Origin of the sequence: Lactobacillus sp. N54.MGS-719 (genome assembly GCF_000980505.1) — a bacterium.
GTDB classification, from domain to species: Bacteria; Bacillota; Bacilli; order Lactobacillales; family Lactobacillaceae; genus Lactobacillus; species Lactobacillus amylovorus.
The window spans coordinates 1-14,274 of sequence record NZ_LARO01000036.1 but is presented as its reverse complement, the minus strand read 5'-3'; the positions used below and the strand labels follow the sequence as shown (position 1 = coordinate 14,274).

The following is a 14,274-nucleotide window of genomic DNA, read 5'->3' as shown; positions in this document are numbered from 1 at the left end:
CAGTGAAAAAGTCAAAAGGCATGAGCGGCAAGCCTGTTACCAGCAAGCCGGTTTACGGCTATGTGATGGACGAGGACGAGAATTTTATTATAGACGAGGAAGCCGCCCCGGTGGTGCAGCAGATTTACCAGCTTTGCCTTGCCGGGAACGGCCCGACCAAGATTGCCCGTATGCTGACGGAGCAGCAAATCCCCACGCCGGGGACGCTGGAATATCAGCGGACAGGCAGCACCCGCCGTTATCACCCAGGCTATGAGTGCAAATGGGCGACCAACACCGTCGTTCATATCCTCGAAAACCGAGAGTACACCGGATGTCTGGTGAACTTCAAAACGGAAAAGCCTTCTTATAAGGTCAAGCACAGCATAGAGAACCCCGTCGAGAAGCAGGCCATTTTCGAGAACCACCATGAGCCGATCATCGACAAGGAAACATGGGAGCGTGTGCAGGAGTTACGCAAGCAGCGCAAACGCCCGAACCGCTATGACGAAGTGGGGCTGTTCTCTGGTATGCTGTTCTGCGCCGACTGCGGCCATGTGATGTACCAGCAGCGGTATCAGAACAAGAACCGCAAGCAGGACTGTTACATCTGCGGCAGCTACAAGAAGCGCACCCGCGACTGTACGGCGCACTTTATCCGCACCGACCTGTTGACCGCCGGTGTCCTCTCCAATCTCCGGCAGGTGACGGAATATGCCGCCAAGCATGAGAGCCGCTTTGTAAAGCTGCTTATCCAGCAGAACGAGATCGGCGGCAAGAGAAAGACCGCCGCAGCCACGAAGCAGCTTGAACAGGCCCAGACACGCATTGCCGAAGTGAACCGCATTATCAAGCGGCTGTATGAGGACAATGTAAGCGGCAAAATCAGCGACGAGCGTTTCATGGAGCTGTCGGCGGACTATGAGCAGGAGCAGCGGGAACTGAAAGACCGGGCTGCCGCTTTGCAGGAGGAACTTTCCAAGTCGCAGGCCGCCACCGTCAACGCCGAGAAATTCATGGGGATTGTGAGAAAGCACCTTGCTTTTGAAGAATTGACCCCCACCCTCTTGCGGGAAATGATTGAGAAAATCGTCGTGCATGAGTGCAGCTATGACGAGAACGGCACCCGCAGGCAGGACATTGAGATTTATTACAGCTTTGTCGGCAAGATAGACTTGCCGGAAGCCTAACGCCTGACCTATCCGACACAGCCCTAAGTGCCGGATAGGAACGGCAAAATTTTTTACACTTCTATTACTTCTTTATCGCACATTAGCAAAAATACAAGGAATATAACGGCCAAGAATCAATCGAAACTTTAGCTGGTGAAAAATATCCGGACGACTTTAATAACCGGACTTTTAAGATGTGTTCCGATAATAGCAAGAAGACAGAGACAATCAACATCGGCTGGGATCCATCTTTGAAGAAGGACTATGATTACCACGTCGTTTCGATCTTCAACTGCAATGTTGGCAATCCTGAACAACATATTACTTATTTGTTCAGCGTTCACGATGGCCAACCAGTTGCTTTAGTTGATCAAACCACTAATGGTTCTGACTGCATGGTCAAGGAAACAGCCAACCAAGAAGTTAGAACCGCATTTGCTAATATTTTTGAAGGCAATAATTAAAAAATAGAAAATACAAAAAATAACCAGACTGAATCTCCAGCCTGGTTATTTTAATTTAGATTGGGAAAATTATTCGTAGATTTCTTCGATATCAATATCTACAACGTAAGCAGCAGGTGCGCCGCCTTCAGTTGCGATCCTCTTTTGGTAATCGTCATCTTCGTGAATGTGAGCAGTACCCTTGATACGAACGTTGGTGTGTGATGGAACGTCAGCAACCACAACAGCAGCCTTAGAACCGTTCTTCAAGTTTTCGTATGCATGTGCCTTGGTCTTTTCAAGGTATTGTAAGTGACCGTTATCAAGCACCTTCATTGATTGCTTAGGACCAACTTGTGGTTCACCGTTCTTGTCAACGGTTGAAAGGTAAGCTAAGTGGGTCTTGAAGAATTCGATTTGTTCGTCAGTAAGTTTAGTTGCGTCTAATTTTTTCATGTTGTGCCTCCTGTATTTGACTTATTGCCTATAGTATAAGAGCAATTTAAGCTAAAAGAATTGACATAGATCAAGAAAAAGCAATTTTTTCTATCAATAATCTGTATTATAGAAAGATGCATACAGAAAGTCTATGAAAACGCATTAAAAAAACTGCTCTATTCCGAGGAGCAGTTTCAAAAATGATGTGAGAAATTTTACTTTCCATTAAATGTTATATATTTTGTGAGCTAAACTTGCAAGCAAAACTTTTATAAATTGCAATAATTCGTCAAAATGAGTTTCAAATTTTTATTTTTTGTCCAAAAATGATTAAATATATTATTAGAGAATTTTTTAATGGAGATATACGATGTGGATTAAATTTGCAATAGCATTGATACCAATTATCTGGCTGATCATTTCGCTGGGCGTAATGCGTATGTCTGCGGCTCGTGCTTGTATAATTGGACTTGTTTTAACGGTATTATTGGCAATCTTTAGCTTTAAGTTGTCTGTACCGAATACGCTGACGGCAGCCCTAGAAGGAATCATCATGGGTATCTGGCCGATCATGTTCGTAATCGTGGCAGCGTTATTTGCGTACAATGTGACGACTGAATCAGGCGGGATGAAGACCATCCAGGACATGTTAGCCGCTATTTCTACTGACAAGCGAATCATTGTCTTGATCATTGCTTGGGGCTTTGGTGGTTTCTTGGAGTCAATCGCTGGCTTTGGTACCGCTGTTGCAATTTCCGCGGGGATTTTAATTTCGTTCGGCTTAGAACCAATTCAGGCTTCTGTCATCAGTTTAATTGCCAACACGACAGCTACTGCCTACGGTGCAATTGGTTTGCCTATTTTGACATTAGGTGAAGTAACCAATTTGAATCAAGTGTCATTATCTTTCCTTGTTTCACTGCAGTTATGCATCTTAGTAGTACTTGTGCCATTTATCTTGGTAATTTTAACCGGTGGTGGTTTAAAAGTAATTAAAGGCGTTGGCTTTATTACCTTGATGTCAGGATTGGGCATGGCTATTCCCCAGGTAATTGCGGCTAGATTCGTTGGTGCGGAACTTCCTGCAATCGCCGGTTCAATCTGCTCTACTGCCGTAACTATTTGGTTAACTAAGTGGCATAAGGATGAAAAAGAGTCAGAGGTTGAAAGACCTGATAATAAGACATTGCTTAAAGCATGCTCTACTTTTATTTTGATCTTTATCTTCGTAATTTTGGCATCTTCGCTTGTTCCACCAGTTAACAACTTATTGAACAAGGCAACCACAAACTGGGTTGTTTACACTGGTAAGAACCCTAACACACTTTCAATTAGCTGGCTTTCATCACCAGGTACATTGATTTTGATTGCTACTCTTATTGGTGGCACGATTCAAGGCGTTAGCTTCAAACGCATGATGCAAATCTTAGGTAAATCAATCAAGGCAGTGGGCATGACCACCGTTACGGTTTGTGCGATTGTTGGTCTTGCCAAGGTGATGGTTTACGCTGGAATGACTGATGCATTGGCCGTTGCTTTAGTTAGCTTGCTTGGCCAAGTTTATCCATTATTCGCTCCGCTTATTGGTGCGCTTGGTACATTCCTTACTGGTTCCGCAACTTCAGCCAACGTATTATTTGGTAACTTGCAGTTGTCGGCAGCGACTGATTTGGGCGTAAACAAGTACTGGGTTGTTGCTTCAAACATGACTGGTGCGACAGCAGGGATGCTTTCACCACAGAACATTGCGGTAGCGACCGGTGCAATTCACCGCGAAGGTGATGAAGGTGAAATCTTGAAGGAAACTGTCAAATGGGGCAGTTTGTACTTGGTAGTCTGCTGTGTGTTCTTGTACATTACGGGATTACTGACAGGTATGATTTAAAGTTAGAAAAATAAAAAATGAAGGATCTGCTATGATGGCAGATTCTTTTTTGATACAATGATTTGGATTTAATTGGAGAAAGAAAAACAAAAAGAGGGAAGATATGAAAAACGCCACTATTTAGCCTTGGCCGATCAAATTGATTTTAATGATCAAAAGCAGACTAAAACTGTTTTAGTTAAAATGATCTGGCTCGAAATTATTTTGCAAATCTGCTATCAAGCTTATCCATTTGTGACCAAATATCTTATTGGAAATAGGGTACTGAAGGATGTATTTGTAGCTATTTACTTAATTGTTTTTACAATGGCTGCATTGCATTTTGGACTCACAACTAAGGTATTTGATAAACGAGTAAAAACACATAGGGCTGTTAAAGTTCTGACGGCTGTTTACTTTGTGCTTCTGGGATTAATGGTAGTAATGAATATCTTCACCCATAGCATGGTTTTCAAATTACCAGGACATAAAATTGTATCTATTGCATTGATTGCCTTATCTGCTGCAATTTGTGAAGAATTCTTGTTTAGAGGCATTTTGTTCAACATTTTTACAGTGGCTTTGCGTAAGAATAAATACAACATTTTTTGGACATCAGTAATTTGTTCAGTGCTATTTGGATTGTTTCATTTGATTAATTTATTCCATCAGCCACTCGTTTCCACAATTGGACAAATAATTTTTGCAATGGCACTTGGCTTTATACTCAGCTATTTGCGTATTCTTTCAAATGGAATAATATTCGGTATAATTGTGCACTTCTTGCAGGATTGTTCTCCTCAGGTGGCAAGCTCAAATACGGGAAATTCAAACATTGCTTTTGTTTCAGCAGTGTATATTCCAGTAAGTATTTTTATGATGATTTGTACTTATCTGTTTAATCGTCAATTGAATAAAAAATAAATAAAAGGCTCTTTGTTAATGCTGTAGGCATTTTCAAAGAGTCTTTTTAGTAATCTTCTTTTAACCATTTCTCTATTTTTTGAGGTGTATCTAATTTTTATACGGGTATATTTGATATTAATTTTTGTAACTTTACTTCATCTTTTGCACGTTGAATAGATTCTTTTGAAAAATCAGACATTAGGATCAAATTATCGTGATAATTTAGGTCATCAGATTGAGAACATTGTCTTTATTGAACTTCTTCGCAGAGGCTACAATGTTGACGTAGGCGATTATTCTGGTAAGAAGATCGATTTTGTTGCCAGCAAAGGTAATGAAATTAAGTATTATCAGGTAACAGAACATTTACCAGAAGGGAGTACGCGTGAAACTGATAATTTACGCTATATTCCTGATGGATATCAAAAGACAGTATTATCATTGTCACAGTTTGATGAAGGAACGGTTGATGGTATAGCTGTAAAATATTTGATCGATTGGTTATTAGAAGAATAAATAAAAAGATGATAGTTTCACGTGAAACATACCATCTTTTTTGCTATTAATATTTATTTTTCAATCAAGCTTTCAAATTCGTTCAAACGCTTTTCAAAAGTCTTGAAGGCATCTTCCAAGTAGTCTGGCTTAGTCATGTCAACGCCAGCATGCTTCATGATTTCAGTTGGATAATCACTTGAACCAGCCTTAAGGAAGCCAAGGTATGCATCCCTATCAGCGTCAGTACCATGAACAACCTTGTTAGCAAGTGCAGTCGCAGCCGCAAAACCAGTCGCATATTGGTAAACGTAGAAGTTGTAGTAGAAGTGTGGAATACGTGACCATTCAAGTGCAATGTCGCCGCCGGGTTCAACGCTGTCACCGTAGTAGTGTTGGTTAAGTTGACCATAAACGTCATCCAAAGTGTCGGCAGTAAGTGGTTCACCCTTAGCGTCAGCTTCATGGATAAATTGTTCAAATACGGCAAATTGAGTTTGACGGAACAAAGTACCCTTAAATGAATCAAGGTAGTAGTTCAAGATAAAGGCACGCGTCTTAGGATCAGTGATGTGGTCCAAGAAGTATTCAGTCAAAATGTTTTCGTTAGTGGTTGAAGCAATTTCAGCTACGAAAATTGGGTAGTCACCATAAACGTAAGGTTGGGTGTTACGAGTGTACCAAGAGTGAACTGAGTGACCAGTTTCGTGCACTAATGTGTAAAGTGAATCAACGTTGTCTTCCCAGTTCAAAAGTTCATATGGATCAGTATCGTAGGCACCACCAGAGTAGGCACCAGTGACCTTGTTCTTTGATTCCACAACGTCGATGACGCGGTTGTTAAAAATGTAATCGACGTGCTTCAAGTAGTCTTCACCAAGTGGAGCGAGTGCCTTCTTAGCAACTTCTTTTGCTTCTTCGAAGTTATAGGAAAGAGCAGGTTTACCAGTTAGTGGCACATACATGTCCCACATTTGTAAATCTTTGAGTCTTAAAATCTTCTTACGTAGCGCAACATAACGGTGGAGTAAATCAAGGTGAGAATCAACTTCTTGAATTAAAGTGTCGTAAACCTTGGTAGGTACGTTGTTTTCAGACAATGCAGCTTCGCGAGCTGAGTCATACTTGTGCACCTTAGCGTTATAGTTGTGCTTCTTTACCACGCCAGAAAGCGTAGAAGCAAGTGAGTTTTGGAATTGGCCATAAGCGGCGTAAAGTGTGTCAAAGGCGCCTTTTCTAACATCACGGTTTTGTGATTGGATCAAAAGTGAGTACAAACCGTCTGACAATTGTTCCATATTGCCTTCGTCATCTTGAACGTAGCCGTATTCCATGTCGGAGTTGGTTAAAACGTTAAAGGTATTTTCTGAAACACCCATTGCGTCACTAGCGTCAGCGATGATCTTTTCTTCTTCAGCTGGCAAAGTGTGAGGACGCTTGTTGGTGATCGTTTCAAGGTAGTGCTCGTAGTTTTTTAAGCGAGGTTCGTCCTTTTTAAATTGGGCTAACTTGTCGCTAGGGATGCTCAAGATCTCAGGGCTAATAAAACTAGTGACAGCTTCGAATTGGTTAGCCAAAGTTTGCACGCGGCTAACGTAGCCTAAATAGTGTGAGTTAGAAGTATCAACGTCACTAGACATAGTGGCATAAACGTAGATGTTTTCGACATCGCGCTTAACTGCCAAGATCTTGGTTAAGCCTTCGTACAAATCTTTACCAGACTTAGTCAAAGTACCTTTCAATGCTCCCAGCTTTTCAACATCGTCTTTTGCTTTGTCAAAAGCTGCTTCCCAGTCTTCATCTGTCTTAAAAATTCTGGTTAAGTCCCATTTCAAATTTTCAGGGACTTCATTTCTTGTTGGAATTGCCATAAATTCTTCCTCCGTTGTTTCAATTTGTTTACATATTAACTTGTTGTACAACTGAACACAAAAAATAAGTTATTATTAATTATCGATATTTTTATTTTATCTAGAGATTAAAAGTGATACAAATTAACTTGTATTAATTTTGAAGGGAAACGATATCAAGAATGGATCCAAATTCCAAACGCCGGGAAGGTTATCGCAATAAATCTACTGCGCTTAACCTTCACCGCAACCATGCTATTGCAGCAGATAGTTCTTCATATAAACCGGGTAATATGTTTGCTCGATTCATAGGATTAGTTGCTTTAGTAGCAGTCTGCTTGGGTGTAGCCTGGGCAGCGCATATGTATTTTACGATTCATAGTGCAATTGATGGCAAGAGTGGCGGCCCAATCGCTAACTCAGCCAAGATTGTAAATAAACAACCAATTTCAGTTTTAGTTTTAGGGGTTGACCAAGGGATCGAAGGTCGTCATGACCGAGGAAATTCCGATACTTTGATTTTGGCAACGGCTAATCCGCAAAAGAACACAGCTACAATGACCTCAATCCCACGTGATACCTTGACCGATATTAAAGGAGACCCAGGCAATAAGTACTTTATGTTTAGGGTGAATTCAGCCTATGAAATCGGTGGTAGTGCGGCCAGCGTCAAGACCGTTAAGAGTATGTTGAATGTGCCAATTGATTATTATGTTGAAGTTAACATGAAGGCGCTGCGCAGCTTAGTTAATGCGGTCGGTGGTGTTGATGTTAACGTGCCATTTGACTTCTCATACGACTGGTGCGACTTCCATAAGGGTAAGCAACACTTGAACGGCCGACACGCCGTAGCTTATGTTCGAATGAGAAAAGAGGACCCACGTGGTGACTACGGTAGACAACTTCGTCAACGGCAGGTAATCACAGCGATTGCCCACAAGGCGATGTCAGTGAACACCATTAGTAACTACCGTAAGTTGGTGGATATCTTTAATAAATATGTCAAAACCAACTTGTCGTTCAACGATATGCTTAGCTTAGCGCTGAACTACCGCGGCTGCATGGATAACCTGAAGAGTGGCTATATTCAAGGCCACGATGCCTGGATCGATGGTGCCGCAATTCAAGTAGCTTCAACTGAAGAATTGCAAAAGACTTCTAACAAGCTTAGAAGAAATCTAGGCTTGGAAACTCAAACGTTAAACAATGAAGAAACACGTCAAAATGAACTAAATGAACAAAATAACGACATCAAATGGGACGATCCGGCGGCGTTTACTAATTACCGGATTTATGATCAAAATGAAAATAAAGCGGTAACTGATTCAAACTCTGGCTATGGTGAAAATAGTAATAGTTCATCGTCATCAAGTTCGTCGAGTTCAAGCAGCAGTACGTGGAAATTTCACTGGTAAAAAATTAACAGCATCCCCAAGGGATGCTGTTTTTTGCGCTAAAATAAAAATAGGGAGTGAAAAAAGATGATAGGAACAATCATTAACACAATTGCATTACTCGTCGGCACGTCCATTGGCTGCCTGCTCAAGAAAGGCTTAAACAAAGGTTTCGAAGACGTTTTATTCATCGCAATGGGTCTAGCTGCACTCGGTATCGGCTGGGAAAATGTCACCAACAATATGCCAAAAAGCCACTATCCCGTTTTGTTCATTGTCAGTCTAGCGCTAGGTGGCATTGCTGGTACTGCACTCGATATCGCTGGCCATTTTGATCGTTTAGTCGACAGGGTTGGTAAGTCTAACCTAGGCAAAGGTCTAGCTACCGAGATTTTACTGTGCTGTATCGGCGCTTTATCGATCGTTGGACCCGTTATGGCGGCAGTCAAAGGTGATAACACCATGCTTTACACCAACGCTATGATGGACTTCGTAACGTCGATGGTCTTCGGTGCTAGCTTCGGTTGGGGGATGCTGCTGGTTGCACCGGTACTTTTCTGCTGGCAGGGCAGCATTTATCTCGTAGCCAAATTCCTATCGGCTAGTTTTTTCACCGGCCCGCTTGTAGCCGAGATTTCGATCGTCGGTGGTTTCTTAATCGCCTGCTCAGGCTTAGCCCTATTAAAAATCCGCGACGTCAAGACGTTGAACTTTTTGCCATCGCTACTTGTTCCGATTATCTTTTTTATAATTAAAGATCTGACTGGCTGGTTCTAGTCGGATTTATTTTTCTAAAAATCTGACCATCGTCACTGCCATGAATCAGCTTAGGTCGAACGCCCATCAACTTGAAATCAGCGTGTTCAGCAACGCGGCTGCTTGAGCCATTTTGTACGGCAGCAATCAAATCCACATACTGCAAATTTAACTCGTGAAAAGCGTATTGGCATAGTTCTGTAACGCTGCGTGTAACGATACCGTTGCCTTGAAACTTGCTGGAGAGCCAGTAGCCAATCTCGCCTTTTTTATTTTTGACTAAATTATGCAGATCAATCATGCCGGCAGGTTGGCCGTTAACCAAAATTGTGAGCACGATCATGCGCTGATTGATCATGTCTTCTTGGATCTTTTTAATAAAAGCAGCTTCATCTAAAGGAGACTTCATCTGGTAAGCCCAAGGCAGCCACTTGCCGATGCTGGCCCGATCATCTGCGATAGCATGATAAAGATCGACTGCCTGCCAAGCTTGCGGCATAGCAAGATTAATTTTAAAGTCGTCAATATTAAAGTGAATCAATGAAAAGTAATAATGTGTTTTTTCTTGGGGCATAGTTCAATCTTTCTACAAAAATAATGTTACAGAGATTATACTTAATCTATCATTAGTTGCAAAGCCTACTAATTTTTGATAAGTTCAATAAAGTTATAGTGTCTCAATAAAAGAAGGGAAAAATTATGCAAAAAAAAGAAAGTATCTTTCCAGTTATCTACGGGATAATTTCCGCACTCATTTCTTTTATCGCCGTCGTTTTTATTTGTTTGCGTACATTTAAATTAAACTTACAGCTGGCAATCATCGTCGCTGGAATTTTTGCGATTTTTTTCTTCGGCCTGTCTTACTTTAGAGGACATGCATCAGTCGAAATTAAGCGAATAGTTTACAAATATAAGCTGACCGACCAAGAAGTAGCCAAGATTACGGGTATGAAGGCAAGCGACTTTCCAATCTATCACGATCGCTTGCAATTGATCTTGCCTAAGAGATACTGGCCAAGAGTTCTTGATGCGTTACAAAAATATGAAAAAGAACGCGAATCGGCTGAGGAATAAGAGGGAAAATGAGTTTATTAACTGTTAAAGACTTAAGTCAAAGTTTTATCGATAAAACTTTATACGAAGATGCCAACTTTGTTTTAAATAAAGAAGACCACATGGGGGTTACCGGTCAAAACGGGGTAGGTAAATCTACTTTAATCAAGATTTTAACTGGCGAGATCATCCCTGATGAGGGGCAAGTTAAGTGGCAAAACAAGATTGATGTCGGTTACTTGGATCAGTACGCTAAACTGGCACCGGGTGTCACCATCCGCGACTTTTTGCGGACCGCATTTGATGATTTATACAAAAAAGAAAAGGAATTAAACGAGCTCTACACCAAATACGCCGAAAATGGCGATGATGCTTTGCTTGAAAAGGCAGGGAAGATTCAAACCTACCTTGAAGAAAACAATTTCTACAACATCGACACCGAAATTGAACAAGTTGCCGCTGGTTTAGGTTTAGCCGACCTCGGTTATGACCACGATGTTTCTAAATTATCTGGTGGTCAACGTTCTAAGATTATTTTGGCTAAGCTTCTTTTGCAAAGCCCAGACGTTTTGGTTCTAGACGAACCAACCAACTACCTTGACGTGTCCCACATCGACTGGCTGGTTGACTACTTGAACAACTTCTCAGGTGCCTTCATCGTTGTCAGCCACGATTACGACTTTTTAGGCCGCATCACCAACTGTATTATCGACATCGACTTTGGTACGATTACGCGTTATACAGGTACTTTGAAGCAGGCTTTGCGTCAAAAGGCAGCTAACCGTGAAACCTACCTTAAGGCTTATGCCAACCAGCAACGTAAGATTGCCAAGACTGAGGCCTATATCCGTAAAAATAAGGCAGGTACGCGTGCTAAGAGTGCCAAGTCACGTGAAAAGCAACTGGCTAGAATGGACGTTTTGACGCCACCTAAGAACAACCGTCGTGCTAAATTCGAATTTCCATATGTGGCTACGGCTTCTAATTTGCTTTTGCAAACGCAAGATTTGGTTATTGGTTACGACCATGCTTTGGTTAAATCAGCCTTCAACTTCTCAGTTGGTGGGGATGAAAAAGTAGCCATCACCGGTTTTAACGGAATCGGTAAAACTACCTTGCTTAAGACGCTTTTGGGTCAATTAAAGCCAATCTATGGGTCATACGAATTATCCGTTACGGCTAAATTGGCCTACTTCAAGCAGGATTTGACCTGGCCAAACAACAACATGACACCACTACAATTCTTGCAAGAAGAATTCGAACGCAAGAAGCCAAAGGAATTGCGTCAAGCGTTAGCTCGTATGGGCCTAACCGCGCAACAAGCGATGAGTCCGTTAAAGGAACTTTCTGGTGGGGAACAAGAAAAAGTAAAATTGGCTAAGATGCAATTTGAACCAGCCAACTTGCTCTTCCTTGATGAACCAACTAACCACTTGGATAATGACACCAAAGACGCCTTGCGCAAGGCAATCATGAACTTCCCAGGTGGTGTAATTATCGTTAGCCACGAGCGCGACTTTTTCCGCGGTGGTTGGGTAGATAAAACAATCGATATTGAAACAATGAATTGAGGCTGAGACTATGTCCGACAAAAAGGATACTCAATTTTACCAAGAAGTGTTAGACATTTGTCTAACGGCTGGCCGACTCATGATTGAAGGCGGAAGCGAAATGTATCGTGTTGAAGACACGATGCTGCGAATTGCGAGAAACGCGGGCATTGAAGATCCACGTGTCTTTGCGACGCCCACCTGTGTGTTCATGAGTCTTGATGGTGGCGATTTATCGCAGATGAAGCAGATTCGCGATCGGAACATCAATTTGGAATTGGTGGACCGGGTCAATAATTTGTCGCGTAAGTTTGCAGCTAAGAAAATTAATCTGCAAGAATTGCGCCAGCAGATTATTCAGGTCGCCAATGCGCCATCTTTTCCGATGTGGATGCAGGTCGTAGGAGCTGCGGTTCTTAGTGCGACCTTGATGGTGCTCTTTTTGGACGACTACGATTGGATCGATTTCCCGGGGGCAGCCTTGGTTGGTGCGGTCGGTTTCTGGGCTTACTGCGAGTTTAAAAAGTACACCAAGATCCGCTTTTTGTCGGAATTAGTCGCTGCAATGGTCATGGGTCTTCTTGCAATCGGACTGAATTATCTCGACCATGAAATGATCATCGACCACATTTTGATCGGGGCCCTGATGACCTTGGTGCCGGGCCTGGCTTTAACCAACGCCTTGCGTGACCTTTTTATGGGTGACCTGCTTTCAGGGATCGTGAGAATGTTCGAAGCAGCGCTGAGTGCCTTAGCCCTTGGCGGTGGTGTCGGTTTAGTGCTGAAGTTTGTGGGGGCTTAAAAAATGCCATTTTGGTTAGAGATCGTAATTAATGTCGTATTTTCTTATTTAGCCTCTGCGGGCTTTGCCTTAACCATTAACGTACCGCACCGTGCACTGAATTTTTCAGGGATTAGCGGAGTAGTGGCCTGGATGGCTTATTGGTTCTGCTTTCGTGCCGGGATGGGCAGAATGTTGTCGAATCTGCTCGGAGCCTTTTTGATCGGTATCTTGAGTCTGTTTTTTGCGCGGATTAAAAAGTGTCCGGTAACGGTGTTTAATATTCCAGCGTTGGTGCCGCTGGTGCCGGGGATGCCCGCTTATCAAGCAGTGCGTGCCTTCATAGTAGGCGACTATCTTCACGGTCAAGAATTGATCTTGCGGGTAGCCATCGTTACAGGTGCAATCGGGATTGGCTTCTTGCTTTCAACGATGTGTATTGAAGCTTTTTATAAAATAAAAAATGGTCATTTAAAGAAACTGCAGCTGTACATGAAAAAGAAAAGGTAGTATACTTTCCAATTGACGAGTCGATTAATGAACGCGAGATGCGTATATTTATGAGATAGAGGACATCCGCCTTAAGTGGCAGACGCGGGAAGCGTCGATGTTGGGCACACTGATGTGAACAGTTTAAATGCCCACATATGCTTATGCATGTGCCTTGAGTAAAAAGGACCAAGCTTTTGCTTGGCCCTTTTTGTATTATCTAATATATAAAGCTTGCCTTCCTTGCTGGTTGTAGCTAGCTTGCAAGTTCTTCCAATTAACAGGCTGATTCTTATAGCCATAAGGGTTGTTCACGTAGACAACTTTTTTCGGCTTACTATAGCCGGTAATCACGCAAGCGTGCGAAGATGGTGTAACGTTTACTTTGCCCGTATTGGTATCCCACGTTTGCATATTGTTAACCTTGTTAAAAGTGGTCGTGGTGATGATCATGACAGGGTGACCGTTTGAAACTAGCTTGAGCAGGCTCAAAAAATCGCTCCCTGTGATGTTTTCGATGTGGCTAGTATATTTACGCGCAACGTTGTAAAGCGGCTCGTTATAAACACACCAGCCGGCGTTGGCGATCGTCATATGACCGACGAATCCCTGGTGTGGATTGCCGCGGTATTTGCCACCATCGGTAAAGGAATCGACGTGCTGGATCGTTTCAGCTAGTTCATTTTTCGAAACCTTGATGCCATAGTAATTCATCAACATCGACAAGCTGGTAACCTCGCAGCCATTAGGCAGATCCGGCATTTGATTTTCGAGCGGAACGTTTAATTTTTGTTCCTGCTTCATGGTCATCCAGTTGATTTCATCGTTAATTTTATTTTTGTTAAAAAGATAAATAGCACCTATAATAAGAATTATTGCTGCTGGAATAATCCAAAATAGGTTTTTAAGATTAAATTTTTTCTTGTGCATGATTCTTATTCTAGCAAAATCCCATTAAAAAGATGACAAAAAAATTTTTTGTAGTATGTTGATAGTAAGACAAACAAAACATACTAATCTAGTGTTGGATGATTACTCGACGGAGTAGTCGTTCAACACTTTTTCTTTTACTATGTAAAGTGGAGATGAAGCCAATGCCGTGAC

Annotated in this window: 14 protein-coding genes and 1 pseudogene; 11 read left to right on the top strand and 4 right to left on the bottom strand. The window is 42.1% G+C overall.

Annotated elements, in window-relative coordinates:
• The coding region (locus WS44_RS07030; protein WP_046433830.1) for a recombinase family protein at positions 1-1,169 on the top strand (1,169 nt) is incomplete at its 5' end.
• Positions 1,170-1,267: 98 nt separating this feature from the next.
• Positions 1,268-1,615, top strand: a pseudogene (locus WS44_RS07025) (DUF4767 domain-containing protein); the annotation flags it as partial.
• A gap of 69 nt (positions 1,616-1,684) precedes the next feature.
• Here the strand turns inward: WS44_RS07025 and WS44_RS07020 are convergent.
• The gene (locus tag WS44_RS07020; RefSeq protein ID WP_046433826.1) at positions 1,685-2,050 is read right to left on the bottom strand and encodes a pyridoxamine 5'-phosphate oxidase family protein; all 366 of its coding nucleotides are present in this window, start codon (positions 2,048-2,050) and stop codon (positions 1,685-1,687) included.
• A gap of 352 nt (positions 2,051-2,402) precedes the next feature.
• Here WS44_RS07020 and WS44_RS07015 point away from each other — a divergent pair, with 352 nt between their 5' ends.
• From WS44_RS07015 to WS44_RS07005, 3 genes are all read left to right on the top strand, one after another.
• Positions 2,403-3,917 (top strand): L-lactate permease, encoded by a 1,515-nt coding sequence (locus WS44_RS07015; protein ID WP_046433824.1) that lies wholly within the window; start codon positions 2,403-2,405, stop codon positions 3,915-3,917.
• A gap of 72 nt (positions 3,918-3,989) precedes the next feature.
• A complete protein-coding gene (locus WS44_RS07010) occupies positions 3,990-4,820 on the top strand; it encodes a CPBP family intramembrane glutamic endopeptidase (RefSeq protein WP_022087559.1) in 831 nt (276 codons plus the stop codon).
• Positions 4,821-4,985: 165 nt separating this feature from the next.
• Positions 4,986-5,318, top strand: a complete 333-nt coding sequence (locus tag WS44_RS07005; protein WP_013438644.1) for an ATP-binding protein — start codon at positions 4,986-4,988, stop codon at positions 5,316-5,318.
• A gap of 53 nt (positions 5,319-5,371) precedes the next feature.
• Here the strand turns inward: WS44_RS07005 and pepF are convergent, their stop codons facing one another.
• Positions 5,372-7,168 (bottom strand): oligoendopeptidase F, encoded by a 1,797-nt coding sequence (gene pepF, locus WS44_RS07000; protein WP_013642467.1) that lies wholly within the window; start codon positions 7,166-7,168, stop codon positions 5,372-5,374.
• A gap of 161 nt (positions 7,169-7,329) precedes the next feature.
• On the opposite strand from pepF, the gene WS44_RS06995 reads away from it, so the two are divergent.
• Positions 7,330-8,562 carry an LCP family protein gene (locus tag WS44_RS06995; RefSeq protein WP_046433822.1) on the top strand — a complete coding sequence of 411 codons (1,233 nt, stop codon included), beginning with the start codon at positions 7,330-7,332 and terminating at the stop codon, positions 8,560-8,562.
• A gap of 66 nt (positions 8,563-8,628) precedes the next feature.
• Positions 8,629-9,318 (top strand): DUF554 domain-containing protein, encoded by a 690-nt coding sequence (locus WS44_RS06990; RefSeq protein WP_014566184.1) that lies wholly within the window; start codon positions 8,629-8,631, stop codon positions 9,316-9,318.
• Here the strand turns inward: WS44_RS06990 and WS44_RS06985 are convergent.
• Positions 9,293-9,871, bottom strand: a complete 579-nt coding sequence (locus WS44_RS06985) for a GNAT family protein (RefSeq protein WP_046433820.1) — start codon at positions 9,869-9,871, stop codon at positions 9,293-9,295. The two genes, WS44_RS06990 and WS44_RS06985, sit on opposite strands and share 26 nt — an antisense overlap.
• 125 nt (positions 9,872-9,996) lie before the next feature.
• On the opposite strand from WS44_RS06985, the gene WS44_RS06980 reads away from it, so the two are divergent.
• The 4 genes from WS44_RS06980 to WS44_RS06965 are packed head-to-tail and all read left to right on the top strand — an operon-like array spanning position 9,997 to position 13,191.
• Positions 9,997-10,371: a hypothetical protein gene (locus WS44_RS06980; protein ID WP_046433818.1), complete on the top strand. Its 375-nt coding sequence runs from the start codon at positions 9,997-9,999 to the stop codon at positions 10,369-10,371.
• 8 nt (positions 10,372-10,379) lie between these two features.
• The gene (locus WS44_RS06975) at positions 10,380-11,921 is read left to right on the top strand and encodes an ABC-F family ATP-binding cassette domain-containing protein (RefSeq protein WP_046433817.1); all 1,542 of its coding nucleotides are present in this window, start codon (positions 10,380-10,382) and stop codon (positions 11,919-11,921) included.
• 10 nt (positions 11,922-11,931) lie between these two features.
• Complete coding sequence (locus tag WS44_RS06970) at positions 11,932-12,702, top strand: threonine/serine exporter family protein (protein ID WP_013438637.1); 771 nt, start codon at positions 11,932-11,934, stop codon at positions 12,700-12,702.
• A 3-nt stretch (positions 12,703-12,705) separates the two neighbouring features.
• Positions 12,706-13,191 (top strand): threonine/serine exporter family protein, encoded by a 486-nt coding sequence (locus WS44_RS06965; RefSeq protein ID WP_013438636.1) that lies wholly within the window; start codon positions 12,706-12,708, stop codon positions 13,189-13,191.
• A gap of 195 nt (positions 13,192-13,386) precedes the next feature.
• Here the strand turns inward: WS44_RS06965 and WS44_RS06960 are convergent, their stop codons facing one another.
• On the bottom strand, positions 13,387-14,100 hold the full coding sequence (locus tag WS44_RS06960; RefSeq protein ID WP_014566181.1) for a C39 family peptidase: 714 nt from the start codon (positions 14,098-14,100) through the stop codon (positions 13,387-13,389).
• Positions 14,101-14,274: the final 174 nt, after the last annotated feature.

What these genes read in the sequence shown, in the direction of transcription:
- WS44_RS07020 (WP_046433826.1), bottom strand. Translation starts at nt 2,050, where the DNA reads ATGAAAAAATTAGACGCAACTAAACTTACTGACGAACAAATCGAATTC.
- WS44_RS07015 (WP_046433824.1), top strand. Translation starts at nt 2,403, where the DNA reads ATGTGGATTAAATTTGCAATAGCATTGATACCAATTATCTGGCTGATC.
- pepF (WP_013642467.1), bottom strand. Translation starts at nt 7,168, where the DNA reads ATGGCAATTCCAACAAGAAATGAAGTCCCTGAAAATTTGAAATGGGAC.
- WS44_RS06995 (WP_046433822.1), top strand. Translation starts at nt 7,330, where the DNA reads ATGGATCCAAATTCCAAACGCCGGGAAGGTTATCGCAATAAATCTACT.
- WS44_RS06990 (WP_014566184.1), top strand. Translation starts at nt 8,629, where the DNA reads ATGATAGGAACAATCATTAACACAATTGCATTACTCGTCGGCACGTCC.
- WS44_RS06985 (WP_046433820.1), bottom strand. Translation starts at nt 9,871, where the DNA reads ATGCCCCAAGAAAAAACACATTATTACTTTTCATTGATTCACTTTAAT.
- WS44_RS06980 (WP_046433818.1), top strand. Translation starts at nt 9,997, where the DNA reads ATGCAAAAAAAAGAAAGTATCTTTCCAGTTATCTACGGGATAATTTCC.
- WS44_RS06975 (WP_046433817.1), top strand. Translation starts at nt 10,380, where the DNA reads ATGAGTTTATTAACTGTTAAAGACTTAAGTCAAAGTTTTATCGATAAA.
- WS44_RS06970 (WP_013438637.1), top strand. Translation starts at nt 11,932, where the DNA reads ATGTCCGACAAAAAGGATACTCAATTTTACCAAGAAGTGTTAGACATT.
- WS44_RS06965 (WP_013438636.1), top strand. Translation starts at nt 12,706, where the DNA reads ATGCCATTTTGGTTAGAGATCGTAATTAATGTCGTATTTTCTTATTTA.
- WS44_RS06960 (WP_014566181.1), bottom strand. Translation starts at nt 14,100, where the DNA reads ATGCACAAGAAAAAATTTAATCTTAAAAACCTATTTTGGATTATTCCA.